This is a genomic window from Streptomyces lanatus (assembly GCF_014655715.1).
GTDB classification, from domain to species: Bacteria; Actinomycetota; Actinomycetes; order Streptomycetales; family Streptomycetaceae; genus Streptomyces; species Streptomyces lanatus.
In genome coordinates this window covers 529,447-554,485 of the sequence record NZ_BNBM01000004.1, presented here as the reverse complement: position 1 = coordinate 554,485, position 25,039 = coordinate 529,447, and the positions used below count along the sequence as shown (strand labels likewise).

The following is a 25,039-nucleotide window of genomic DNA, read 5'->3' as shown; positions in this document are numbered from 1 at the left end:
AGCCGCACATCAAGACAGCCCCGCGCCCCTTGGGGCATCCACTCACCTCCGTCAAAAGGGACCCACCATGCGCAAGGCATCCATCCGCCGTACCTGCGCGGCCCTCGCCGCCGTCACTTCTCTCGCTCTCGCCGCCACCGCCTGCGGCGGCACCACCAAGGAGGACGTCAAGAGTGAAGGTGGCTCCGCCGCCTCCGCCGGCAAGGCCGACCCGAACGCCGAGCTGAAGAAGGGACTGACCGTCGGTTTCCTGCCCAAGCAGGTCAACAACCCCTACTTCACCTCCGCCGACAAGGGCGGCGAGGCGGCCCTGAAGGAGCTCGGCTCCAGCTACAAGGAGGTCGGTCCGAGCAGTGCCACCGACACCGCGGGGCAGGTCAGTTACGTCAACACGCTGACCCAGCAGCAGGTCGACGCGATGGCCGTGTCCGCGCAGGACCCGGGCGCCCTGTGCACCGCGCTGAAGCAGGCCATGAAGAACGGCATCAAGGTCGTCACCTACGACTCCGACACCACCGCCGACTGCCGCAACGCCTTCGTCTCGCAGGCCTCCGCCGAGGACCTCGGCCGCACCGAGGTGCAGCTGCTCGCCGAGCAGATCGGCTACAAGGGCGAGATCGCGATCCTGTCCGCCGCGCAGACGGCGACGAACCAGAACGTCTGGATCGACTTCATGAAGCAGGAGCTGAAGGACCCGAAGTACAAGGACGTCAAGCTGGTCAAGGTCGCCTACGGTGACGACGACGCGCAGAAGTCCTTCCAGCAGACCCAGGGCCTGCTCCAGGAGTACCCGAACCTGAAGGGGATCATCTCCCCGACCACCGTCGGCATCAAGGCCGCCGCCCAGTACCTGTCGGGCTCCAAGTACAAGGGCAAGGTCAAGCTGACCGGCCTCGGCACCCCCAACGACATGCGCAAGTACGTCAAGAACGGCACCGTCGACGCGTTCGAGCTGTGGGACCCGGCGAAGCTCGGCGACCTCGCCGCCCGCGCCTCCGTCGCGCTGGTCTCCGGGCAGATCACCGGCAAGGAGGGCGAGACCTTCAAGGCCGGCGACACCACGTACACCATCGGCAAGGACGGCGTGATCAGCCTCGGCAAGCCGACCGTGTTCGACGCCAAGAACATCGACCAGTACAACTTCTGAGGCTGGAGCGGTACTTCATGCAGCGCGTCTGTTTTCTGCTCAAGGTCCGTGAGGACCGGATCCCCGAGTACCGCGAACGCCATGCCGCCGTGTGGCCGGAGATGCTCCAGGCACTCTCGGCCACCGGCTGGCACAACTACTCGCTCTTCCTGCGCGACGACGGCCTCCTCGTCGGCTATCTGGAGACCGAGGACTTCGAGGCCGCCAAGGCCGGTATGGAGGCCACCGAGGTCAACGCCCGTTGGCAGGCCGAGATGGGCGAGTTCTTCGAGTCGTTGGACGGCGCCCGGCCCGACGAGGCCATGAAGCCGCTCACCGAGGTGTTCCACCTCGCCTGACCCCCCGCTGTAGCTCCCTCCCCGCTCCTCGCCGACAATGGAGTCCCCCGAGATGAAGAGACGCACGCTGCTGGGTGCCGCACTCGCCGGAGCCGTCATGACCCCCGCCCTCACCTCCGGCATCGCCCGCGCCGCCGACCCGGGCCCGTCCGTCACCCTGACCGGCACCACCACGCTCGACACCCAGGCCATCTTCTTCGTGTCGTACGACGGCCTGGTCAACAACAACGCCTTCCAGAAGAACGGCCTGCTGACCTACAAGGGCTACCAGTACGCCGTCTGGTACACCGCCGACCGCAACGCCGTCATCGCCCGCCGCGCCCTTGGCTCCACCACCTGGTCCACCGTCAAGGTCGGCCACATGCTCAAGGCGAACGACTCCCACAACGTGATCTCCATGGGGATCTCGAAGGTGGATGGCCGCATTCACCTCAACATGGACTCCCACAGCGACGGCTTCACCTACGTCAAGTCGGTCGCCGGACTAGTCGACAACCCGGCCGGTCTGAGCTGGACCGCGAGCCGCTTCGGCGCACCCCAGTCGACCATGGACGGCCTCGCCCTCACCTCGCAGTTCACCTACCCGCAGTTCATCTCCACCCCGGACGGCAAGCTCCAGCTCAGCTACCGGGTCGCCATCTCCGGCAACGGCCGCAACGCCCTTGCCGAGTACGACGGTTCGACCTGGACCAACCTGGGGGAGTGGTCCAGCTCCACGGGGACGTACACCAGCGAGCACGGCTCCTCCACCGCCCGCAACATGTACCTGCACGGCATCGACTACGACCGTAATGGCCGACTGCATTCCTTCTTCACCTGGCGTGAGCAGAACGGTGCCGTGATGTGCAACGGCGGCGGCATCACCAACCACGACACCGGCTACGTCTACTCCGACGACCGCGGCCGCACCTGGCGCAACAACGCCGGCACCGTCGTCGGCACCACCGGCGGCTCCGACAAGGTCGCCGTCACCGACAGCGGGCTGGTGATCGACGCCATCAACCCGGACCACTCCCTGATGAACCAGGAGAGCCAGTTCACCGACTCCGCCGGTCTGCCGCACGCGATCATCAGCTACGTTCCCGGCCGGTTCGGGCAGTGCACCACGAACTACGTCGCCGACCGCACGGCGAACGGCCGCGCCTTCCATGTGCGCAAGAACGCCTCCGGCACCTGGCAGAAGACCGAGATCCCGGTGCCGCTGAACTCCAGCCAGCGCACCAAGCTGATCCTGGACAAGTACGACAACGCGTACGCGATCTTCCCGTTCTGCCGGATCGCCGGCGCCTCCAAGGCCTCCGGCTACACGGACTGGACGGTCCTCTACGACGGTGTCACCGCCGGGCTGAACGCGTTCGGTGAGGTCGTCATCGACGAGACCCGCGTCGGGCAGGACAACTTCCTGTCGATCATGTACCAGGAGAAGTCCAGCGGTACGACGCCCTCGGCGCTGCGCAACCTCAACTTCCGCCTGCCTGCCTGATCGCAGCCGTTGTGGGCGGCTTGACGGTAATGTGAAGCCCCTTCCCGCCGCCCGCGTCTTTTTCTGTCTTCCTGGAGGTCCCTGCCCGATGACCCAGTCGGTGGGTATCAAGGACGTCGCCCGCGCCGCCGGAGTCTCCGTAGGCACGGTTTCGAACGTCATCAACCGTCCGGACTCGGTCGCCACCGAGACCCGGGCGCGGGTGCAGTCCGCGATAGACCGGCTGGGCTATGTCCGCAGCGAGTCCGCCCGCCAGCTGCGGGCGGGCCGCAGCCGGATCATGGGCCTGCTCGTCCTCGACATGGGCAACCCCTTCTTCGTCGACGTGGCACGCGGCGCCGAGCGCACCGCCCGCGACGCCGGGCTCGGCGTGATGGTCTGCAACAGCGCACAGAGCGCCAGCGAGGAGGCCGACTACCTGTCGCTCTTCGCCGAGCAGCGGGTACGGGGCGTCCTGCTCACCCCGGCCGACGCCACCGGCCGCAACATCGAGACGTTCCGCCGGCACAACATCCCCTTCGTCCTCGTCGACCGGGTCGCCGAGGGCACCACCGAATGCTCGGTCTCCGTCGACGACGTCGCGGGCGGCGCCCTCGCCGTGCGCCACCTCGTCGACGCCGGGCACCGCTCCATCGCCTACGTCAGCGGCCCGCCCGGCCTCAACCAGGTCCGCGACCGCCGCACCGGCGCCCTGAACGCGCTGAAGGAGGCCGGCCTCGGCCCCGACTCCCTGCGCGAACTGCCCACCGAGCGGCTCGACGTCGCCGCGGGCCGCGACGCCGGCGCCCGGCTGCTCGGCCTCGCCGAGCGCCCCACCGCCGTCTTCTGCGCCAACGACCTGCTCGCCCTCGGCGTCCTCCAGGCCATGTACGCGGCGGGCGTCGGCGTCCCCGACGACCTCGCGATCGTCGGCTACGACGACATCGAGTTCGCCGCCGCCGCGGCCGTCCCCCTCACCTCCGTACGGCAGCCCGCCGTCACCATGGGCACGCTCGCCGCGGAGATGCTCCTCGAGGAGACGGAGGCCGAGACCGGCGGGAAACGGCACGAGCACCGGCGGGTCGTCCTCCAGCCCGAACTGGTGGTCCGACGCTCCAGCCTGTCGTCGCGCTGATCCGCCATTCAGTACGATTTCATGATCCCGGGGCTCGGTCGGTGGACGAACATGTGCTGAACTGGGACGCGGCCCGAAAACCCTCCGTCCCGGGAGCCCTGTTGACCGTCAGCTACCGCCAGCCCGGCGTCGTCCTCACCGACCGCCACTTCACCGTGCCCCTCGACCACGCCGACCCGACCGGGGAGACGATCGAGCTCTACGCCCGTGAGGTCGTCGCCACCGACAAGGCGCACCAGGAACTGCCGTGGCTGGTCTACCTCCAGGGCGGCCCCGGCTTCGGGGCCAACCGCTTCGTCGGCAAGGGCGCCTGGCTCGGCCGCGCCCTGAAGGAGTTCCGCGTCCTGCTCCTCGACCAGCGCGGCACCGGCCACTCCACACCCGCCAACCGTCAGACCCTTCCGCTGCGCGGCGGCCCGTCGGCGCAGGCCGACTACCTCACGCACTTCCGCGCCGACTCCATCGTCCGCGACTGCGAGGCGATCCGCCGTGAGGTGACCGGCGGCGCCCCGTGGACCGTGCTCGGACAGAGCTTCGGCGGCTTCTGCACGGTCAGTTATCTCTCCCTCGCACCCGAGGGCCTGACCGCCGCGATCATCACCGGCGGCCTGCCCTCGCTCGACGCACACGCCGACGACGTCTACCGCGCGGCCTACCCGCGCATCGAGCGCAAGGTCGCCGCGCACTACGCCCGCTACCCGCAGGACGTCGAGCGGGCCCGCCGTATCGCCGACCACCTCATCGCGAACGAGGTCGTCCTGCCCAACGGCTACCGCCTCACCGCGGAGGCCTTCCAGTCCCTCGGCATCGTCCTCGGCGGCAGCGAGGGCAGCCACCGGCTGCACTACCTCCTGGAGAACGCCTTCGTCCGCACCCCGCAGGGCCCCGCCCTCTCGGACGCCTTCCAGGAGGACGTCCAGGGCCTGCTGTCGTACGCGGGACACCCGCTCTACGCCCTCGTCCACGAGGCGATCTACGGCCAGGACGCCCGCGCCACCGCCTGGGCCGCCGAGCGGGTGCGCGCCGAGTTCCCGCAGTTCGACGCCGCCAAGACCCTCGCGGGGGACGGGCCGCTGCAGTTCACCGGCGAATCGATCCACCCCTGGATGTTCGACTGCGACCCCGCCCTGCGCCCGCTGCGCGAGACCGCCGACCTCCTCGCCGCCCGCGCCGACTGGACACCCCTGTACGACCCGGCGCGCCTCGCCGCCAACGAAGTGCCGGTCGCGGCGGCCGTCTACCACGACGACATGTACGTCGACACCGCGCACTCCCTCGCCACCGCCCGCGCCATCCGCGGCCTGCGGACCTGGGTCACCGACGAGTTCGAGCACGACGGTGTGCGGGCCGGCGGAACCCGCGTCCTGGACCGGCTGCTCGCGCTCACCCGTGACGAAGCGTGATGTCAGTGTGACGCGTTAGGGTGCGGGCATGGCCGAGCCGACGATCACTCAGCTGAAGCCCATGCCCGACGACTGGCAGCGCGCGCTCGCTGTCGTCGCGCACCCGGACGACCTCGAGTACGGCTGCTCGGCGGCGATCGCCGCCTGGACGGACGGCGGTCGCGAGGTCGCCTATGTCCTGGCGACCCGCGGCGAAGCCGGCATAGACACCCTGGACCCGGCCGAGTGCGGCCCGCTGCGGGAGCGCGAGCAGCGGGCCAGCGCCGCGGTGGTGGGGGTGTCGGAGGTGGACTTCCTCGACCACAAGGACGGCGTGATCGAGTACGGCACCGCCCTGCGCCGTGACATCGCCGCCGCGATCCGCAGGCACCGGCCCGAACTGGTGATCACGCTCAACCACCGCGACACCTGGGGCGGCGTCGCCTGGAACACCCCGGACCATGTCGCGGTCGGCCGCGCCACGCTGGACGCGGCCGGTGACGCGGGCAACCGCTGGATCTTCCCCGAGCTCATCGAGCAGGGACTCGAACCCTGGAACGGCGTCCGCTGGGTCGCGGTGGCCGGTTCCGGCTCGCCCACGCACGCGGTGGACGCGACGGCGGGTCTTGAGCGGGCGGTGCACTCGCTGCTCGAACACCGCACCTACATCGAGGTGTTGACGGACGAGGACCCGGAGACGTACGTCCGCGGCTTCCTCACCGCGAACGCCGAGAGGACGGGGGAGCGGTTCGGCGGGAAGCCGGCCGTGGCGTTCGAAGTGTTCGGCCGGTGAGTGACACCGATCTGCTGGCGGACCGCTTCGAGGAGTACCGCGGGCGTCTCAAGGCGGTCGCCTACCGCATGCTCGGCTCGCTGGCCGAGGCGGACGACGCCGTCCAGGAGGCGTGGCTGAAGCTGAGCCGCAGTGACGCGGACGGCATCGACAACCTCGGCGGGTGGCTGACCACGGTCGTCGGCCGGGTCTGTCTGGACCTGCTCCGCTCACGCACCCGGCGCCATGAGGAGCCGCTGGACGACACCTTCGTCCCGGACCCCGTGATCCGGCCCCTGTCGCAGATCGACCCGGAGCAGGAGGTCCTCCAGGCCGACTCCGTGGGCCTGGCCCTGCTGGTCGTGCTGGAGACGCTGGAACCGGCCGAGCGGATCGCGTTCGTGCTGCACGACATGTTCGCGGTGCCCTTCGACGACATCGCGCCGATCGTGGAGCGCTCCTCGGCCGCCACCCGGCAGCTCGCCAGCCGTGCCCGGCGGCGGGTGAAGGGTGCCACGCCGTCCTCCGAGCCGGACCTCGGCAGACAGCGGCAGGTCCTTGACGCCTTCATGGCCGCCTCCCGCGCGGGCGACTTCGAGGCGCTGCTGGCGGTCCTCGACCCCGACATCGTGCTGCGGGTCGACTCCGGACCGCTGATCAGCGGCGCGGCGGCGTCCAAGCTGGTGCGCGGAGCGCGGCCGGTGGCCGAACAGGCCATGCTGTTCCGGCGGTTCGCGCAGTACATCCGGCTCGTGTCGGTCAACGGCTCGATCGGGTTCCTCAGCGCCCCCGAAGGACGGCCGCAGTCGGTACTGGGCGTCACCATCGCGGACGGCCGGATCACCGGGATGTACATCCTGGCCGACCCCGAGCGGCTGGCCGCCCTGGATCTGCCGGACCTCGAAGGCTGAGTCAGGCGGCCACGGCCAATGGTCCGACGGCGCGGTGCGGGCGGACCACCCGCCCGTCCGGGAGAAGCTCACCGGTGTCGTCGAAGACGACGATGCCGTTGCACAGCAGGCTCCAGCCCTGTTCGGGGTGGGCCGACACGATCATGGCGTCGTGGCGCTCGGGGCTGTCGGCGGTGGGGCACGTGGGCTGGTGGGTGCACATGGCCTGTCTCCTGGGATTCCTCGATGCGGTGGTGCTCCTGCTTTCGTCGGCTGCTGTCTCAGTGATAGCCGAGCTTGTTTTCCGTTGTATGAGAGGACCCCCACACCGCCGGAAATTCATCGGTGAGGTTCGGTCGCGGGCCGGACATTAGGCTGATGTCATGCAAGATCACCCCGGCGACCTCACCGACCTGCGCGGAGACTGCGCGAACTGCTTCGGGCTGTGCTGTGTCGCGCTGCCCTTCACCGCCTCTGCGGACTTCGCGCAGGACAAGGCCGCGGGGACGCCCTGCCGGAACCTCCAGGACGACCACCGCTGCGGCATCCACGCCCGGCTCCGGCAGAGCGGCTACAGCGGCTGCACCGTCTACGACTGCTTCGGCGCCGGACAGAAGGTCTCGCAGGTCACCTTCGCCGGGGAGGACTGGCGCACCGGCGACCGCGAGCGCGCGCGGCGGATGTTCGACGTCTTCCCGGTCGTCCGCCAGCTCCACGAACTGCTCTGGTACCTGACCGAGGCGCTCACCCTGCCCGCTGCGAGCCCCCTGCACCCCGAGCTGCGCGAACTCCTGGACGCGACCGACGCACTCACCCGCCGCACCCCCGAGGAACTCGCCACCCTGGATGTCGCCGCGCATCGCCAGCAGGTCAACGTCCTGCTGCTGAAGACCAGCGAGCTGGCACGGGCGGGTGTACGCGGCCGGAAGAAGAACCGGCGTGGCGCGGACCTGATGGGCGCCCGTCTCAAGGGCGCCGATCTGAGCGGCGCCAACTTGCGCGGCGCCTACCTCATAGCGGCCGACCTGACCGGCGCCGACCTGCGCGGAGCGGACCTCATCGGCGCCGACCTGCGCGACACCGACCTCACGGACGCCGATCTGACCGGCGCCTTCTTCCTGACCCAGCCCCAGCTGAACGCGGCACGCGGCAGCGCGGGCACCCGGCTGCCCGGGTCAGTCAGCCGACCCGTGCACTGGACAGCGGAGGTCTGAGGGCGGCTCCTCCACGACGGGTCCCTGCACAGTGCCGACACGCCGCTCCAGCCCCAGCCGCAACCCCTCCGGCATCATCGTCAGCCGCTCCGTCACCCGCAGCCGATACGCCGGGTCGCTGCGGAACTCGTACCGGCGCAGCAGCAGCCCCAGCACCAACGTGGCCTCGTGCAGCGCGAACTGGCGCCCGATGCACGCCCGCGCCCCCGTCCCGAACGGCTTGAAGGTGTGCGCCGGACGCGACCGTACGGCCTTCGGTTCGAACCGGTCCGGATCGAACCGCTCGGCGTCCGGGCCCCAGACTTCGGGGTCGCGGTGCAGCATCGCCGTGAGTACGAGGGCCCAGGCACCCCGCCGCATCGGATGTTCCCCGGCGAGCAGCGTGTCCTCGCGGGCCTCCCGGGTGAAGGCCGGCACCGTCGGCCACAGCCGCTGCGACTCGTCCAGGACCCGGCGGAGGTAGCGCAGCTTGGCCACCTGGTCGTAGCCCGGCATCGCCGTGTCGCCCCAGACCTGGTCGACCTCGGCGCGGGCGCGGGCGGCGATCTCGGGGTGCCGGGAGAGGTAGTGCAGGGCGAAGGAGAGCGCGCCGGATGTCGTCTCGTGCCCGGCGACCAGGAAGGTGATCACCTGGCGGCGGACGTTCTCCGGCGACAGCAGCTCGCCCGTCTCCGGATGGGCCGTCTGAAGCATCCGGTCCAGCAGGTCGCCGTCGCCCGGCCCGCCGGCCGTGCGGGCGCGGACCAGGTCGTCGACCGTGTGGTTGAGATACGCGATGTCGGTCGCGTTGCGGCGCGCGGCCTGCCGTAGCAGGAGCGGCGACGGCACCGCGTTGAGCCGCTGCGCGTAGGTGAGGGTGCCCACCATCGCCGTCACGAAGGGGTGCGGCCGGGACCGCTCGAAGGAGCCGAAGTCGTGGCCGAATCCGGTGCGTGCGATCGTCTCCAGGGTCAGTTTGGTCATGTCACCGGGCACGTCCACCGTGCGGCCCGCCGCCATCTCGCGGTCCCAGTGGTCCATCAGCCGGTCCGCCACGTTGAGCATCATCGGGTGGTAGCCCGCCATGGCCTCCCGGCTGAATCCCGGGGCCAGGACGTCGTGCGCGAGCTGCCAGTTGGGCTCGTGGTTGTACGCGGTGAACAGTCCGTCCCCGACGACAGGACGCAGGTTGGCGACGCCGAGCCCCACGTGCTTGGCGAACCGTGACTCGTCGGCCATGTCGGCCGCCAGGGCGGCGCCCCACAGGAACACGATCTCCCGGTTGAAGACCCGGCGTCGGAAGATCGGCCCGAGCCGGCGGGCATGGCGCAGGGAGTCCTGCAGCGGCTTGGTGCGGCTCGCGCCCAGTACGTCGCCGAGCAGCGGGAGCCGGTACGGGGGTCGGGGTATGCGCCGCAACTGCGGCCAGCCCTGCTCGGCGCTGCGGAATCCCTTCGGCAGCCCGGCTGCCGTCGACGTGTCCGTCATGACGCGATCTCCCTTGCCACAGGGGCAGATTGAGCGTGTTGTACATGGGTTCAATAACGCGCTCAGTCTGATCCCGCTGTTGAATCCACGTCAAGTAAAGTGCGGGCATGGCCGCGAACCAGGGTGAGCGCACACGGCGCCGGCTCAGTACCGAGGAGCGCCGTGAGCAGCTCCTCGCGGTCGGGGCGCGGCTGTTCTCGGAGAGTCCGTACGACGAGGTGTGGATCGAGCAGGTCGCCGAGATCGCCGGTGTCTCACGCGGGCTGCTCTACCACTACTTCCCGACCAAGCGGGACTTCTTCGCGGCCGTCGTGGCGCGGGAGAGCGAGCGCATGCTGCGGATGACGGCCGCCGTGCCCGGCGTCCCGGTGCGTGAACAGCTCGGCGCCGGCCTCGATGTGTTCCTGGAGTACGTCCAGGAACACGCCCACGGCTACCGCGCCTTCCATCGCGCCGACGCCGCCGGCGACCAGGCCGTGCGCAAGGTGTATCAACGCGCCCTGGCCGCACAGGAGAAGCAGATCCTCGCGGCGATGGCGGCGGACCCCGAATTCGGCCCGGTCTTCGAGGAGCGCGCCGACGTCCGGCTCGCCGTACGGGGCTGGCTGGCGTTCACGACCGCCGTGTGCCTGGAGTGGCTGAGGGGCGCGGAACTCACCCGCGAGCAGGTACGTGACCTGTGTGCCCACGCCCTGCTGGGCGTCATCGCGCGCTGAACTTTCGCAAAGAGATCGCACGGCGTCGGACGTGCTGGTTGGCGTGCACCCCGATCTTCGGTAGGTTAGGCAAGGCTTACCTAAGGAGATCTGGGATGGGTGACAGCATGGGCGACAGCCAAACCTGGGCGGCCGCGCCGTCCGCCGCTGAACGTGCCCGGTCGGTGCTCGCCGGCGCGTGGTCCTGCGGAGTGACCGCGGAGAACTGCCGCGAGGAGCTCGTCGGCGCGCACACCGTGACCGACGACGGGCGCGTCCTGCTGGAGGTGCCGGAGGACAGCGTGCTCGTCACGGCGGCGATCTGCGCGCCCCGCGGCGAGCCCTCCGCCGTCCTTGAGTTCGCCGACGTCGCCCCCGTGCCCGTACGCAGGCGGATCCGCACCCGGCTGTGGATGTCCGGCTGGTTCACCCCCGAGGACGGCAAACTCGCCTTCCGGCCGACCCGCGTGGTGCTGCGGCAGCCGTCCGGCGCCCTGGCCGTCGACCTGGAGGAGTTCGCCACCGCCGAGCCCGACCCGCTGGCCACCGCCGAGGCCCGGCTGCTCACCCATCTCGCCGACTGCCACCCGGACGCCGTCGAGCGCCTCACCCGGCTCGTCGACTCCGACAGCCTGCACGGCGCCGTCCGCGTCCAGCCGCTCGCCGTCGACCGGCACGGACTCACCCTGCGCATCGAGCGCGCCCGCTCCCACGGCGACGTACGCCTGCCCTTCCACCGGCCCGCCGACGACGTCGCCCAGCTCACCGAGCGCATGCACATCCTGCTGTCCCAGGCCAGCGCCGCCTCCTGCCCGCGCGCCCTACAGCGGCAGCGCACAGACGGCGACAGGTGAGGCGAACGGCTCGCCCGCGAGCCGCAGTTCACCACTGTCCTCGTCGACATGGAAGACGCTCACCGTGCTGGAGCGCTGGTTCGCCGCGAACAGCAGCGTGCCGTCCGGAGAGAGGGCGATCTGCCGCGGGAAGTCCCCGGACACCGGAACCGTGTCCAGCAGCCTGAGCCGGGAGCCGTCCGATTCGATGGCATAGCGCGCGAGGCTGTTGTGGCCCCGGTTGGCGAGATAGGCGTAGCGGCCGTTCGGCGTCACCACGATCTGCGCGGGATAGCTGGTGCCCGAACCTGTGCCCGTGTCCTGCTCCTCGCCGATGGTCAGCCGGCCCGTACCGGGGTCGTACGCGCACACCGCGACGCTGTTGTCGACCTCGTTGGCCAGATAGGCGTACCGGCCGCCCGGGTGGAAGGTGAGATGGCGCGGGCCCGCACCCGGCTTCGTCTGCGCCCGCGCGACCTCGCTGAGCGTGCCCGCCTTCTGGTCGAGGCGATAGGTGTACACGGTGTCCGTGCCCAGGTCGACGGCGAGCACATGGCCGCCGTCGGGGCTGGTGAGGAACTGGTGGGCGTGCGGGCCCTCCTGGCCCGGACCGGGCGTCGGACTGGAGTGCGTGACCAGATCGGTGCGCTCGCCGATCGCGCCCGCGCCGTCGATGGGGTGCACGGCCACGCTGCCCGTGCCGTAGTTGGCGCTCAGCAGCCAGCGCCCGCTCGGATGCACCGACAGATGGCAGGGCGCGGCGCCTCCGGTGCTGCGGCTCCCCAGGACCTTGCGGTCGGCCAGGCGTACGGCGGTCACGGCACCGTCCTCGCGCTCGTTGACCGCGTACAGGGTCCGGCGGTTCGGGTGCAGCGCCAGATACGACGGGTCGGGGACGTCCGTGATGGTGCCTGTGCCGGTGATACGGCCGGTGGTGGGGTCGTAGGTGGCGATGCCGATGCCCTTGCCGCCGCCCTCGACGGAGGTGTAGGTGCCGAGGTAGAGGGGGCGCGGGCCGGACGGCTCACGGCTCTCGGTCTGTGCGCTGGGACGGGCCTCGGGGCTGCTCGCCTCGGAGACGTCCGCCGTGTCCGTGGGTGCGGGCGCGTCGTCGCACCCCGTGGCCGCCGGGAGTGTCGCTCCGGCGGCCGTTCCCGCGAGGGTTCCGACGAATCGGCGCCTGCTCAGCCCACCACTGCCCATGTCCACACCTCAGGTCGTCGGGGTCATCGGTCGCTGTGGTCGCGTCCGTGGTCGCGACAGCAACCTTGGCGTGGATCACCCACCGAGCGCAAGACAAGCAACGCCCGTTGCGCGGGGTGCAATGGATGGGGGCTGCTTACCTCGGGCTGCCTACCAGTCCCCGTCCTCCACCGCCTTGCCCGGCGCGTCCTTGAGCGGCTTCACCTGGCCCGGCGTCGGTGCCTGCCACGGCTCATGGTCGTCGCCGAGCCACTCGCCGACCGGCTGCACCGCCCCCAGCGTGTCGGTGGGCGCGAGATCCTCGGCGTCCTGGTCGTAGTAGTCGAACCAGGGCAGCCCCGCGCGCGTGTACGCGGCCCGGTCCACCGGTGACGGCGGGGGAGCCTCGCCGGTGATACGGCGCCACTCCGGGGGCGTCACCAGATGGACGAAGACCCGGCCGCCGGGACGCTCGGCCCAGTCGGAGAGCGGCCGGTCGTCCTCGTAGACCTCCTGGCGCATCGAGCCTCCGACGCCCAGGCCCATCGCCGCGGCGGCCCGGGGAGCCCGGCCCGCGGGAGCGGCGGCGGGTGCCGGGACCCCGCCCGGGGCGGGCGGCGCGGCCATGGGCATCGCGGCGCCGTAGCCGCCGAACTGCGGCATCGCCCGCGCCCGCTCCGCCCGGAGCCGCTCCTGCTCGCGCCACGCGGCCAGCAGGGGCTCCTTCAGCGCGAAGGACTGCAGCTGGACACCGCCCCAGACCTCCTCGCCGGTGACCTGGCCCTCGACGGTCGCGCCCAGGCCCAGCGGCACAGCCACGAACTGGCGGACCGTGCCCTTCCCGGAGTTGATGCCGTCCAGCCAGGGCTGGCGGGGCAGCACGACATAGTTCTGCGGCTTGCGCGACAGCTTCTCGCTCCACGGCTTGCCCGAGACCGCGCACACCTTGCCCACGCCGACCTGGAGCGCGGCCGGCTCGGTCGAACCGGCGAAGCTCAGCCACATGGCCTCGCGCAGATACACCGGCAGCATCACCCCGCCGCGCTTCCGCCACGCCTCCGGCACGGTGTCCGGATAGTCCGCCACCCGACGGACCGGGAACTCACCGAGCCCCGGCGGCAGCGGATGCGTGCCCTGCTCGGGCAGCCGCAGCGTACGGATGAACCGCACCGCCACCCCGCCCGGCAGCCGCAGCGTGCCCCCGTCGATCCGTACCGTCGCCTCGGCCATCGGCCCGCTCCCTCGCTCCGTGTGCTCCCTACCGAGAACGCCCGCCCATCCCCGTACGGTTCCGCCACAGCTGCTCCTGTACGCCCATGCGCTCGCGGATCCGGTTCAGGCGCGGGATCCGTACCCGCTGCTCCTGCGACACCCGGTCGAGTTCCTCCAGCAGTCGCTGTGAGCGGTGCTCGGTGTCGAGCTCGTCGATGATGCGGTTCACCTCGGTCAGCACCGCACCCAGCAACTGCCAGTCCCGGTCCTCGCGCTCGGCCTCCTCGCGCAGCAGCACGGCGAGTTTGTCGCGGGTGCCGGCCGCCGTGCGCAGCTCCGCCGACAGCCGGGACTCCGCGGACTCTGCGTTGCTGCTGACATGCGTGGTGACCAGCACCGAGAAGCTGACCACCGCGTCGGCGATCTCCGACAGCAACTGCTCCACGACAGCGCCGGTCTCCTTCTCGAACAGCGGCTCCGGCTCACGCTGCTTGGCGAGATCGGTGAGGGTGCGCGCCAGCACCCGCAGTACGACCGTGCAGATCTCCAGCGTGTCCAGTCCGGTGCGCAGCACCACGCGGTGCAGCAGGCTGTCGCGTACGCGCGGATTGAGCCGCAGGCTGTCCTCGGCCTGCCGGAGGTCGGCGTCCACCTCCACGATGTCGTGGTCGAGCCGGCGCGCCTCGTGCAGCCGTGCCGCCGCCTGCTCGACGGGCTGCCGCCCCGCCGCCTCCTCACCGATGCGCAGCATCAACTGCCGTAGCCGACGGGCCAGTGCCTCCATCGACTCACCGGCCTCCTCCACCCACACCGGCGGCGCCAGCAGCAGATTGAAGCCCAGCCCCACCACGGCGCCGATCAGCGTCTCCAGCACCCGCGCCCACGCCGTGTCCCCGACGGTGGTGACCCCGAGGACCAGCATCGCGCTGATCGCCACCTCGGGGACGTACTCGTTCACCCGCACCAGATGACCGACCGCCAGCGACGCCACGATCAGCAGGGCGAGGCTCCACCAGGTCAGTCCGACCAGGAGGCTGAAGGCGATGGCCACCAGGACGCCCGCCACCACCGAGTTCACCCGGCGGATGCCGTTGGTGAGGGTGGCGTAGAAGGTGACCTGGACGACCAGCAGCGCCGTCAGCGGAGCGGTCAGCGGCGCCGCCTCCGGGCTCAGGCGCAGCGCGATGACGTACGCGATCGTCGCCGCGGCCGCCGACCGCAGCGTCTGGACCACCACGGGGTCCCGGCGCAGCTTCCCGAGCCGCTCCAGGGACACCCTCCCCTCACGTGCCTCTCGCATCCTCGGGCTGTTCCCTTTCCACCGATGCTTCCCACCCAGTGCTTGCGGAACGTAACAGTCCGCAAGGAACCCCAGATTGATCGCCACGGCCGTGGTACGGCAAGGGGCTGGGCTGGTGATCGTCGACACCCGCGCCGGACAGGCGGCCGACCGGGTCCGGTACCGGCAGCGGCCAGCGGGACTCGGGAAAACCCCCGCCGTCACCCCGGAGCTGTCCGCAGCCAGGGACGGAGGACCGCCGGATGGCCCCCGTTCCGCCCGGAGCGCAAGCCTTGGATGATGACACGGCATCGGACCGGATTACTGCTGACCCTGTTCATCATCCTCGCCGCCCTGACGACCGGCATCCCGGCCACGGCGGCCCAGCCCCCCACCACGGTCGGCGAGGCGCTCGACCGCGCCGCCCACCCGCTGCGCACCGTCGAACCCGGCGGCGACACCCGTGATCTGCGCCCCCTGGACCGCATGATCGGCGACGCCGACGTGGTCGGCCTGGGCGAGGCCACCCACAGCTCGCACGAGTTCTTCGCCCTCAAGGCCCGCGTCTTCCGCCACCTCGTCGAGGAGAAGGGCTTCCGCACCTTCGCGCTGGAGGCTCCCTGGAGCACCGGCCAACGCCTCGACGACTATGTCCGGTACGGCAAGGGCGACCTCCGGCGCATCATGCGCGAGGAGTTCCAGCGGGACTACCTGTGGTGGAACAACACCGACTATCAGCGGCTCGTCGAGTGGATGCGGGCGTACAACATCCGCCACCCCGGCGACCCCGTCCGCTTCATCGGCGACGACATCGCCTGGACCGGGCCCGAGGTGTACGACACTGTCGAGGACTACGCCGCCACGGCCCACCCCGAGCTGAGCACCCGGCTCGCCGAGTTGTACCGAGGGCTGCGGCCCACGGTCCAGACCGGGGCGTACATCGAGCAGTACCTGGCGCTGCCGTACGCCGAACGCAAGGAGCGGGCGGCACGGACGGGCGAGGCGCTGCGACTGCTCCGGCACACGGCGCCCGGCGGCGACCGCGCGGCACGGGACCGGGCGCTCCAGCAGGCGACGGTCATCGACCAGACCGCACGGCAGTACGCGTTCGACGTCGAGGACCCCGCCCAGGTCGCCGAAGCGATGCGCTACCGGGACGGGGCGATGGCGGCCAACGTGGTGTGGTGGCAGCGGCACACCGGTACCAAGTTGCTGCTGTCGGGGCACAACAACCATGTCGGTTATGTGCCGGAGGACCCCGCCGAGAACCCGAAGGTGCAGGGCGCGTTCCTGCGCGAGCGGCTCGGCGCGGGCTATGTGAGCGTCGGGCTGAGCTTCGACCGGGGTTCGTTCAACGCCACCGGCTGGGAGGACGACACCATCCGCCGCTGGACGCTGGGACCGGCGGGCCCGGGCACCAACGAGCAGGTCCTCGACCGGGTGCGGCACCGTGACTTCATGCTCGACCTGCGGACCGTCGGGGCGCCGGCCGACGCGTGGCTGCGGAAGGCCCGGCCGACGCGCGGAATCGGCACGGCCTACCCGGACGGCCCGCACGACATCGCCCTCGCCCGCAGCTACGACGTCCTGATCCATCTCCACCAGGTGGAGGCGGCGAGGCTGCGCGACTAGACGTACAACTTGTCGAGGAAGGCGGACAGATTGCCCGTGGCCCGGGCGATCTGCTCCTCCATCGTCAGACTCTCCTCGAACCGGCCCCCCGACTCCGGGACCTTCTTCCCACGGACATACAGCGAACACGCCAGATCGGTGCACATGTACAGCCCGACGGAGTTGCCTTCCCTCCCCGCCACGCCCGCCTTCCGCGCCGTCATCAACGAGACACCGCCGCCCGGATGGGTCGTCAGACACAGGGAGCACATGCTGCGGTGCAGGAACCCGCGCTGCGAGGACGGGAAACGGAGGGTGACGCCGACAGGGCGCCCGTCCCGCTCGACCACCAGATAGCTGCGATCGGGCGCGCCTGGATCCCGCCAGCCGAGGAAGTCGAGGTCGTCCCAGGGGCGTTCGCCGAGATCGCGGGGGAGGGACAGCCGCTTGGCCTCCCCTTTCGAGCAGTTGATAAATGAGTTGCGGATGTCCTGCTCGGTGAGTGACCTCATGGAGGGCTCCTGGGATGTTCGATCGGCAAAACCTAGGGGCTCTAGGTTCAAGGCTAGGGTAGGCCGGGCGGATGAAGGGGAGCCAGTGAATTTCGGCGATATGGGATCAGCTCGGGGGCGGGCGGCATTGCGGCATGTCGCGGCCTCGTCCAGCGGACCGGCCGCCGACCCGGATGCGCGCATCACCCTCAACTTCCATCCGGACCGGCTGGTACGCGGAGTGCCGATCCTGCGAGCCCTGGCCGAGGACGGCACCTATCACTCGCAGTTCGTCACCGGCACCAGCAACGGCGGGCTCACCGCACACCCCGGTGGTGACCGCTGGCGGTGGGAGAGCCGGATCTTCGGCGGCGTCTACGACGATGCGCCCGGACACGAACGGCCCGTATACGGTGCGCTGAACTTCCGGCGCCAAGTGGCCGGCGCCGCCCCGAGGTTCGGCTCCTCCCACCTGCGGCTGACCGCCACCGCGCTCGCCCGTGCCACCTTCTGCTACCCCGACAGCGCGGCCGAACCGACCGACTTCGGAGTCGCCGCCGGCATGCACCTCGTCGAGCTCGCCGAAGCCGACGCAGACGAACAGGACGCCCTCAACGACTACATCGAGGCCCAGGTCCACGGGGGAGTCCTGCTCAGCCGCGATGTGGAGGCCGTCGTCCTGGACGCCTGCTATCGAGGCACCCCCGTCGAGGCCGCGGCATGCCTGCTGCCCTGCCCGGTGGAGTGGCACCCCGGCTACCGGCTCACCGTGCCCGACCTGCGCCGCCACGCGGACTACCGGGGGCAGGAGTACGTCGAACTGGGCGCCCGGATCGCCGACGGCGGACGCCTCGACCCACGTGTGATCGGGGACGCCGCCCGCACCGGACACCACGACCTCCAGGACCTGAAGATGGTGTGGCACACCCTGGCCCGCTTCGGCGCACCCGAAGGAGCCGGGACCGCCTACGCCGGGGCCGCCGGCACCGGTGGCCACACCCCCGCCATGAGCACCCCCAGCGCATAGGCGCGGGCCACCAGCTCCGTACGGTTCGCCGCGCCCCACCGTGCCGACAGGCGCCGCAGGTGATAGTTCACGCCGTCCACCGTGAGGTCGGTCTCGCGCGCGGCCTGCGCCGTCGTGGCGCCCCCGGCGAGCAGCGCCAGGATGCGGGCCTCGATCGGTGTGACCTGCTCGGGCGGCGTCTCGGTGGCCGACTCGCGTTCGCCCAGGACGCGGAGCATCACCAGCAGCGCCGGCGTCTCCTCCACGGTGTCGCTGACCGGGTCCGCCGTCAGCTCCCCGTACCGCCCCACACCGCCGGGAGCCTGCCAGCGCACCGACACCTGGTAGCGCGAGCGATGTCTCAGCCGCAGTGCCTCGGCGATCCGCTCGACCTGGGTCGCCTCCTGCGGCCGGAACAGCTCCAGTACGTCCCGGCCGCGCAGCCGCCCCGGCGTCGTACCGCACTCCGTGGCCATCGCCGGATTGGCCAGCTGGACCGCGCCGTACACATCGCAGACCGCGACCGGCACCGCGACGCGGTCGAAGAGCATCAGGGCGCGGTTGCGCCAGACCACCGCCTCCTGGTGGGTCCAGTCCACGGGCACCTCCGGTGACTCGGCGCAAGAGCGGCGCACTCCGACGCACTACATAATCATGTAGTCGCGGTGCGTCGGCGACCGGGGACCGTCGACCAACCTGGTCGCAGTACTCCCGTACCGCGAAAGGCAGTTGTCGCGCCATGCCCCCCACCGCGCTCGACCCGCAGATCCTGGACGCCCTCCCCGTCGCCGACATCTCCGCCACCGGACCCGGCGGCACCCCCGTGCAGCAGGCCATGGGGCTCATGCGTGAGCACGGGCCCGTGTTCGTGCGGCGGCTGTACGGGCGGGACTCGCTGTTCGTCGGCGATCTGGACCTGGTGACCGAACTCGCCGACGAGCAGCGCTTCGCCAAGCACATCGGGCCAGGTCTGCAGAACGTCCGTGAGTTCGCCGCCGACGGACTGTTCACCGCGCACAACGACGAGCCCAACTGGGCCAAGGCGCACGACATCCTGATGCCCGCCTTCGCGCTCGGCTCGATGCGCACCTACCACCCCGTGATGCTCAAGGTGGCCCGCCGGCTCATCGACTCCTGGGACCGTGACGCCCGCGCCGGACGGCCGGTGAACGTCCCCGACGACATGACCCGGATGACCCTGGACACCATCGGGCTCTCCGGGTTCGGCTACGACTTCGGTTCCTTCGAGCGGCCCGAGCCGCACCCCTTCGTCGATTCGATGGTGCGGTGCCTGGAGTGGAGCATGAAGCGGCTCGCCCGGGTTCCGGGGCGGGACTACTCCCTGGCGGACGCGGCCTTCCGCACCGACGCCGCCTACCTCGCCCAGGTCGTCGACGACGTCATCGCCGCCCGCTCCGGCGCCGACCAGAGCGCCGCCGACGACCTCCTCGGCCTGATGCTCACCGCCGCGCACCCCGCCGACGGCACCACCCTCGACGCTGCCAACATCCGCAACCAGGTCATCACCTTCCTCATCGCCGGCCACGAGACCACCTCCGGCGCCATGTCCTTCGCCCTCTATTACCTCGCCAAGCATCCGACCGCGCTGGAGCGGGTACGGCGTGAGGTGGACGAACTCTGGGGCGATCAGGCCGACCCTGACCCGGCCTACGACGAGATCGGTCGGCTGACCTACACCCGGCAGGTCCTCAACGAGGCGTTGCGGCTGTGGCCCACCGCCGCCGTGTTCTCCCGGCAGGCCCGCGAGGACACTCTGCTCGGCGGACGCATCCCGCTGCGCGCCGGACAGTCCGCCCTCGTCCTCACGCCGATGCTCCACCGGCAGCCCGTCTGGGGCGACAACCCCGAGCTGTTCGACCCCGCACGCTTCACGCCGGAGGCCGAGGAGGCCCGGCCGGTGCATGCCTTCAAGCCCTTCGGCACCGGTGAACGCGCCTGTATCGGGCGGCAGTTCGCGCTGCACGAGGCGACCATGCTGCTGGCGATGCTCGTGCATCGGTATCGCCTGCACGACCATGCCGACTACCGCCTCACCGTCAAGGAGACCCTCACCCTCAAGCCCGAGGGCTTCACCCTGACGCTGACCCCGCGCACCGCCGCCGAGCGGAAGTGCATGCCGCGGCCCGAGGTGTCCCGGCCCACCGACACGACTTCCCTCCCCGCCCGCGTCCGCCCCGGCACCCGCGCCCTCTTCCTGCACGGCAGCAACTACGGCACCTGCCGTGAGTTCGCCGCGTCCCTCGCCGACGAGGCCGCCGCCGTCGGCTGCGAGACCGACATCGCGCCCCTGGACGCCTACGCGGGCGGCCTGCCCGCCGACCGTCCCGTCGTGATCACCGCCGCCTCCTACAACGGCCGCCCCACCGACGACGCCACCGCCTTCGCCGCCTGGCTGGAGGACACCCACGACCTCACGGACGTCACCTACGCCGTCCTCGGCGTCGGCGACCGCAACTGGGCCGCCACCTACCAACAGGTCCCCACCCGTATCGACAGCCGTGTCGCCGAGCTGGGCGGTACCCGCCTCCTCGACCGCGCCGCCGCCGACGCCTCGGGCGACCTCACGGGCGCCGTCCGCGACTTCAGCACCCGGCTGCACACGGCCCTCCTTGAGCGGTACGGCGACCCCGACGTGACCGCCCCGACAGGCGAGCCCGCCACGACCTACGAGGTCCGCACCCTCACCGGCGGCCCGCTCGACGCCGCCGCCGAACGGCACGGACTCGTCCCCATGACGGTCACCGAGGCATACGACCTCACCGCCCCCGACCACCCCCGCCGCAAGCGCTTCGTCCGCCTCGCCCTCCCCGAAGGCGTGACCTACCGCACCGCCGACCACCTCACCGTCCTGCCCGCCAACCCCCCGGCCCTGGTCGACCGGGCCGCCGCCGCGCTCGGCGTCGACCTCGACACCGTCCTGGACATCCGGCCCACCCGCCCCCGCCGCGACGGCCTGGCCATTGACCGGCCCCTGTCCGTGCGCCAACTCCTCACCCACCACGTCGAGTTGCGGGACCGCCCGAACGCCACCCAGCTCTCCACGCTCGCCGCCGCCAACCCCTGCCCGCCTGAGCGCATGGCGCTGACCGCACTGCAAGACGACCCACGCACCCTCATCGAGCTGATCGAGGATTTCCCGGCGCTGCGCGGCACCCTGGACTGGCCGACCCTCCTGGACCTGCTCACCCCACTACGCCCCCGCCACTACTCGATCTCCTCCTCACCCGCCCTCGACCCCGGCCACGCGGACCTGATGATCTCCCTCCTTGAGGCACCGGCCCGCTCAGGCAAGGGTGTCCACCGGGGGACCGGTTCCGGCTATCTCACCGATGTCCGGCCCGGCGACACGGTCCACGCCCGGGTCCAGCCCTGCCGGGAAGCCTTCCGGATCGACACCACCGCCCCCGTCGTCATGGTCGCCGCGGGCACCGGCCTCGCCCCCTTCCGCGGCGCGATCGCCGACCGTACGGCGGCCCTCGCGGCCGGCGTCGAACTCGCCCCGGCCCTGTGCTACTTCGGCTGCGACGCCCCCGACGCCGACTTCCTGCACGCCGAGGAGTTGCAGTCCGCCGAGTTGGCCGGAGCCGTCTCGCTCCGCCCCGCCTTCAGTACCGCCGGCACGTTCGTCCAGCACCGCATCGCCGCCGAGGCCGACGACGTATGGAAGCTGCTCGGTGAGGGCGCGCGGGTGTACGTGTGCGGCGACGGTGCCCGGATGGCGCCCGGCGTGCGGGAGGCGTTCCGCACGCTGTACCGGGACCGCACGCCCGGCGCCGACGACGCGGCGGCCGAGCGGTGGCTGGACGGGCTGGTCGCCGAGGGCCGCTATGTGGAGGACGTGTACGCGGCGTAGGTCACAATGGGAGGTGGTTCGAACACGGCGGGGGACCAGGGCTGATCCGAAGGGAGCCGCATGGCGGGGCGTAATGGGCGCACGGTACGGGACCTCAGGCGGGGCAACCGTACCGCCGTACTGAAGCGCCTTTATTTCGACGGCCCCCTCAGCCGCTTCGAGCTCGGCCCGGCGACCGGCCTCAGCTCCGGTTCCGTCAGCAACGTCGTCGCGGAGCTCATGGCCGACGGGCTGGTCGAGGAGGCCGGCAGCGTCGACTCGGACGGCGGCCGGCCCCGCATCCTGCTGCGGGTGGCCCCCGGCAGCGGCCACATGATCGGCGTCGACGTCGGCGAGACCCGCGTCCGGATCGGCCTGTTCGACCTGACCCTCGCCGAACTCGCCCGCGCGGAACGGCCGTTGGAGCAGCAGCGGTACGAGGTCGAGGGCATCGTCGGGCACATCCGTGACGGCATCGCCGAAGTGCTCGCCGAGGCCGGCATCGGGCCCGAGCGGCTCCTCGGCGTCGGCATCGGCGTCCCCGGCATCGTCGAGGACACCGGCGAACTCGGCGCCGTGGTGCACGGGCAGACCATCGGCTGGGACGCCGTACCGCTGGAGAAGCTGCTGCGCGACGGCTCCCAGCTCCCGGACGGCGTGCCGTACTTCATCGACAACGGCGCGCGGACCCTGGGCCAGGCCGAGATGTGGTTCGGCGGCGGCCGCGGCGCCCGTAACGCGGTCGTCGTGCTCTTCGGCTCCGGCGTCGGTGCCTGCCTGGTCACGCCCGAGGTGGAGCACGGCCGGGCCGTGGAGTGGGGGCATCTGACCGTACGGGTCAGGGGGCGCCGCTGCCGTTGCGGGGCGCTCGGCTGTCTGGAGGCGTACGCGGGCGCCGAGTCGCTGCTCGACCGCTGGCGCGAGGAGGGCGGCGGTGTGCCGGAGGGCGTCGACGAGGAGACGGCGCTGACGGCGATGCTGGCCGGCGCCTATCCGGCCGAGGGCAGGGACACCGACCCGGTGGCGGTCGCCGTGCTGGAGGAGACCGCCGAGTACGTGGGCGCGGGCCTGTCCGACCTGATCAATCTCTTCCAGCCCGAGCGCATCCTGATCGGCGGCTGGGCCGGGCTCCAGCTCGGCGCCCGCTTCCTGCCCGCCGTACGCCGGCACGCCGCCTCGTACGCCCTGCGGCATCCGGCCCACAAGGTCACCATCGACCTGGGCCGGCTCGGCCCGGACGCGGTCACCGTCGGGGCCGCGATCCTGCCGCTGGCCGACTTCTTCGCCCACGGCGGCCGCCGCGCGGAACCCGCGCCCGAGGCACCGGCGCCCGGCTTGCCCACGCCGGTGGCGGAGCGGGTGCCGAACTGAGGTTTCGCCGGTCGTGGGATCGGTACTCGCGGGCTCTGGACGAGGCGCGGGAGGTGCCGCCATGACCAGCGGACGTCGCGGGGCGCCGGACCGGACCGGCGAGCCGGTGCCGAGGGACCCGCCGGACCAGCAGGCCGACGCGGGGGAGGACCCGTGGGAGGTGCCGGTGGAGCCCACGGAGGGCAGCACCGAAGGGGACGACGTCCCCGACACCGACGAGGCGGGCACGGGCCGCCAGGGAGTCCCGCGGTCCGACACCGTCCACCCCGAATACCCGGCACCCCAGGAACCGTCCGGCTGAGCACGGCCGCCGCCCCCACGCGGCGAGCAGCCGTACCGGGCGGGCCCCGAGCATCCCGCCCGGCGGTGTGTGCCGAGTACCCCGCTCAGGGGTTGCGCACGCGGCGGCCCGGTCTCACGCGGCGAACGCGTTCACCCCGGTGAGCTCCGCCGACAGGGTCCACAGACGTGCCGCCTGCTCCGGGTCCACCGCCCAGTCCTTCACGCCGGAGCGCTCCCCGTCGGCCGGGGCGGGCTCGGCGATGTCGCAGTCCTCCAGGTAGACGCCGCCCATGCCGTTCAGCTGCGGCGAGGTCGCGGCCCACACCTGGGTCGCCGCGCCCTGCTCGGGCGACTTGAAGCCGTCCTGGGGGATGGGGTTGCCGTCCTCGTCGATCCAGCCCCTGGCCACCATCTCCTCCTTGGGCAGATGGCGCTGGAGGGGCGTGAAGATACCGCCGGGGTGCAGCGCGAAGGCCCGTACGCCACGGTCCGCCGCGAGCCGGTCGAGCTGGACGGCGAACAGGACGTTCGCGGTCTTGGCCTGGCCGTAGGCCAGCCACTTGTCGTAGCCCTGTGCCCAGTGCACGTCGTCCCAGCGGATCCCGGAGAAGTGGTGGCCGCGCGAGGACACGGACACCACACGGGCGCCGCCGGGCTCGATCGCCGGCCACAGCCGGTTGACCAGGGCGAAGTGACCGAGGTGGTTGGTGGCGAACTGCGCCTCCCAGCCGGGCCCCACCCGGGTCTCCGGGCAGGCCATGATCCCGGCGTTGTCGATCATGAAGTCGACCGTGCGTCCGGAGGCGAGGAAGCGCTCGGCGAAGCCGCGCACGCTCTGCAGGTCACCGAGGTCCAGCTCGTCCACCTCGACACCGGCGAGCCCCGACAGCGTCTCCTCGGCGGTGGCCCGGCGCCGGGCGGGGACCACGACCCGGGCGCCCGCCTTGGTGAGGGCCCGGGTGGTCTCCAGGCCGAGTCCCGAGTAGCCGCCCGTGACGATCGCGAGCTTCCCGGTCAGGTCCATGCCCGCGAGAACGTCGTCGGCCGTGCTGGTCGCCCCGTATCCGGAGCCGATCTTGTGCTGTGCAGTGGTCATGCCCGAAACGCTACGAATTGGAGTGCTCTCGAAGTCAAGCCGAACTGGTGTGGGCGCGCCTGCGCATGTGCCTGGACAGAAGAGAGCCCCGACCGGTCGGGGGAGATCCGGTCGGGGCGGTCCGAGGTGGGTGCGGATGGCGGTCGCCTCTCGGCGAAAGGCTCCACAGGGCTTCAGCCGAACGATCGTCCCTGTGGGCGAAAGGTGAGGCCCGGGGACACTGTTCCATCCACACCCACGGCTGGTTCAACGGCAAACTACTGGCGAGTGTTCCTGCATTCGTGGCGATACGTGGTGACTTGCGTCACGGTCCGGAACGGC

The 25,039-nt window shown here is 71.3% G+C and carries 23 protein-coding genes; 15 read left to right on the top strand and 8 right to left on the bottom strand.

Translation table 11 applies throughout. The features are described 5' to 3' along the window. Nucleotides 1-67 precede the first annotated feature (67 nt). The 7 genes from rhaS (at nucleotide 68) to IE325_RS14425 (ending at nucleotide 7,147) form a co-directional block, all read left to right on the top strand. A complete protein-coding gene (gene rhaS / locus IE325_RS14455) occupies nucleotides 68-1,147 on the top strand; it encodes a rhamnose ABC transporter substrate-binding protein (RefSeq protein ID WP_190070243.1) in 1,080 nt (359 codons plus the stop codon). Nucleotides 1,148-1,164: 17 nt separating this feature from the next. Further along, entirely contained in the window at nucleotides 1,165-1,485 is a 321-nt protein-coding gene (locus tag IE325_RS14450; RefSeq protein ID WP_190070242.1) for an L-rhamnose mutarotase, read from the top strand. Nucleotides 1,486-1,537: 52 nt separating this feature from the next. Next, entirely contained in the window at nucleotides 1,538-2,968 is a 1,431-nt protein-coding gene (locus IE325_RS14445) for a BNR repeat-containing protein (protein ID WP_190070241.1), read from the top strand. 88 nt (nucleotides 2,969-3,056) lie between these two features. Next, nucleotides 3,057-4,082 (top strand): LacI family DNA-binding transcriptional regulator, encoded by a 1,026-nt coding sequence (locus tag IE325_RS14440; protein ID WP_190070240.1) that lies wholly within the window; start codon nucleotides 3,057-3,059, stop codon nucleotides 4,080-4,082. 101 nt (nucleotides 4,083-4,183) lie between these two features. Then, nucleotides 4,184-5,485: an alpha/beta fold hydrolase gene (locus tag IE325_RS14435; protein ID WP_190070361.1), complete on the top strand. Its 1,302-nt coding sequence runs from the start codon at nucleotides 4,184-4,186 to the stop codon at nucleotides 5,483-5,485. A gap of 28 nt (nucleotides 5,486-5,513) precedes the next feature. Next, nucleotides 5,514-6,257, top strand: coding sequence for a PIG-L deacetylase family protein (locus IE325_RS14430; RefSeq protein ID WP_190070239.1), 744 nt, complete (start codon nucleotides 5,514-5,516; stop codon nucleotides 6,255-6,257). Next, nucleotides 6,254-7,147: a sigma-70 family RNA polymerase sigma factor gene (locus tag IE325_RS14425; protein ID WP_190070238.1), complete on the top strand. Its 894-nt coding sequence runs from the start codon at nucleotides 6,254-6,256 to the stop codon at nucleotides 7,145-7,147. Before IE325_RS14430 ends, IE325_RS14425 begins: the two co-directional genes overlap by 4 nt. 1 nt (nucleotide 7,148) lies before the next feature. On the opposite strand, the gene IE325_RS14420 is transcribed toward IE325_RS14425, so the two are convergent. Then, a complete protein-coding gene (locus IE325_RS14420) occupies nucleotides 7,149-7,349 on the bottom strand; it encodes a DUF5999 family protein (RefSeq protein ID WP_190070237.1) in 201 nt (66 codons plus the stop codon). 160 nt (nucleotides 7,350-7,509) lie between these two features. Here IE325_RS14420 and IE325_RS14415 point away from each other — a divergent pair, with 160 nt between their 5' ends. Beyond that, a complete protein-coding gene (locus IE325_RS14415; RefSeq protein ID WP_190070236.1) occupies nucleotides 7,510-8,340 on the top strand; it encodes a pentapeptide repeat-containing protein in 831 nt (276 codons plus the stop codon). Here IE325_RS14415 and IE325_RS14410 read toward each other — a convergent pair. Then, a complete protein-coding gene (locus IE325_RS14410) occupies nucleotides 8,302-9,807 on the bottom strand; it encodes a cytochrome P450 (RefSeq protein ID WP_190070235.1) in 1,506 nt (501 codons plus the stop codon). The two genes, IE325_RS14415 and IE325_RS14410, sit on opposite strands and share 39 nt — an antisense overlap. 107 nt (nucleotides 9,808-9,914) lie before the next feature. Between IE325_RS14410 and IE325_RS14405 the strand changes: the two genes are divergently transcribed. Both IE325_RS14405 and IE325_RS14400 read left to right on the top strand, forming a co-directional pair. After that, nucleotides 9,915-10,523 (top strand): TetR/AcrR family transcriptional regulator, encoded by a 609-nt coding sequence (locus tag IE325_RS14405; protein WP_190070234.1) that lies wholly within the window; start codon nucleotides 9,915-9,917, stop codon nucleotides 10,521-10,523. 107 nt (nucleotides 10,524-10,630) lie between these two features. Then, on the top strand, nucleotides 10,631-11,356 hold the full coding sequence (locus IE325_RS14400; protein WP_190070360.1) for a DUF2470 domain-containing protein: 726 nt from the start codon (nucleotides 10,631-10,633) through the stop codon (nucleotides 11,354-11,356). Here IE325_RS14400 and IE325_RS14395 read toward each other — a convergent pair. From IE325_RS14395 to IE325_RS14385, 3 genes are all read right to left on the bottom strand, one after another. After that, nucleotides 11,324-12,538 carry a lactonase family protein gene (locus tag IE325_RS14395; protein ID WP_190070233.1) on the bottom strand — a complete coding sequence of 405 codons (1,215 nt, stop codon included), beginning with the start codon at nucleotides 12,536-12,538 and terminating at the stop codon, nucleotides 11,324-11,326. The two genes, IE325_RS14400 and IE325_RS14395, sit on opposite strands and share 33 nt — an antisense overlap. 150 nt (nucleotides 12,539-12,688) lie before the next feature. Next, on the bottom strand, nucleotides 12,689-13,747 hold the full coding sequence (locus IE325_RS14390) for a hypothetical protein (RefSeq protein WP_190070232.1): 1,059 nt from the start codon (nucleotides 13,745-13,747) through the stop codon (nucleotides 12,689-12,691). A gap of 28 nt (nucleotides 13,748-13,775) precedes the next feature. After that, nucleotides 13,776-15,029, bottom strand: a complete 1,254-nt coding sequence (locus tag IE325_RS14385; protein ID WP_190070231.1) for an FUSC family protein — start codon at nucleotides 15,027-15,029, stop codon at nucleotides 13,776-13,778. Nucleotides 15,030-15,308: 279 nt separating this feature from the next. On the opposite strand from IE325_RS14385, the gene IE325_RS14380 reads away from it, so the two are divergent. After that, nucleotides 15,309-16,640, top strand: coding sequence for an erythromycin esterase family protein (locus tag IE325_RS14380; RefSeq protein WP_190070230.1), 1,332 nt, complete (start codon nucleotides 15,309-15,311; stop codon nucleotides 16,638-16,640). Here IE325_RS14380 and IE325_RS14375 read toward each other — a convergent pair. Further along, complete coding sequence (locus IE325_RS14375) at nucleotides 16,637-17,131, bottom strand: FBP domain-containing protein (protein ID WP_190070229.1); 495 nt, start codon at nucleotides 17,129-17,131, stop codon at nucleotides 16,637-16,639. The genes IE325_RS14380 and IE325_RS14375 overlap by 4 nt on opposite strands. Nucleotides 17,132-17,231: 100 nt before the next feature. On the opposite strand from IE325_RS14375, the gene IE325_RS14370 reads away from it, so the two are divergent. Beyond that, nucleotides 17,232-18,137: a DUF3626 domain-containing protein gene (locus IE325_RS14370; protein WP_190070228.1), complete on the top strand. Its 906-nt coding sequence runs from the start codon at nucleotides 17,232-17,234 to the stop codon at nucleotides 18,135-18,137. Here the strand turns inward: IE325_RS14370 and IE325_RS14365 are convergent. After that, nucleotides 18,077-18,667 (bottom strand): PAS domain-containing protein, encoded by a 591-nt coding sequence (locus IE325_RS14365; protein WP_190070359.1) that lies wholly within the window; start codon nucleotides 18,665-18,667, stop codon nucleotides 18,077-18,079. The two genes, IE325_RS14370 and IE325_RS14365, sit on opposite strands and share 61 nt — an antisense overlap. Before the next feature lie 188 nt (nucleotides 18,668-18,855). On the opposite strand from IE325_RS14365, the gene IE325_RS14360 reads away from it, so the two are divergent. The 3 genes from IE325_RS14360 (at nucleotide 18,856) to IE325_RS14350 (ending at nucleotide 23,641) form a co-directional block, all read left to right on the top strand. Next, nucleotides 18,856-21,990: a bifunctional cytochrome P450/NADPH--P450 reductase gene (locus IE325_RS14360; RefSeq protein ID WP_190070227.1), complete on the top strand. Its 3,135-nt coding sequence runs from the start codon at nucleotides 18,856-18,858 to the stop codon at nucleotides 21,988-21,990. Between the two features lie 60 nt (nucleotides 21,991-22,050). Then, nucleotides 22,051-23,340 carry an ROK family protein gene (locus IE325_RS14355; protein WP_190070226.1) on the top strand — a complete coding sequence of 430 codons (1,290 nt, stop codon included), beginning with the start codon at nucleotides 22,051-22,053 and terminating at the stop codon, nucleotides 23,338-23,340. Between the two features lie 61 nt (nucleotides 23,341-23,401). Further along, a complete protein-coding gene (locus IE325_RS14350) occupies nucleotides 23,402-23,641 on the top strand; it encodes a hypothetical protein (RefSeq protein ID WP_190070225.1) in 240 nt (79 codons plus the stop codon). A 114-nt stretch (nucleotides 23,642-23,755) separates the two neighbouring features. Here IE325_RS14350 and IE325_RS14345 read toward each other — a convergent pair whose 3' ends face one another. Then, nucleotides 23,756-24,718 carry an SDR family NAD(P)-dependent oxidoreductase gene (locus IE325_RS14345; RefSeq protein WP_190070224.1) on the bottom strand — a complete coding sequence of 321 codons (963 nt, stop codon included), beginning with the start codon at nucleotides 24,716-24,718 and terminating at the stop codon, nucleotides 23,756-23,758. Nucleotides 24,719-25,039: the final 321 nt, after the last annotated feature.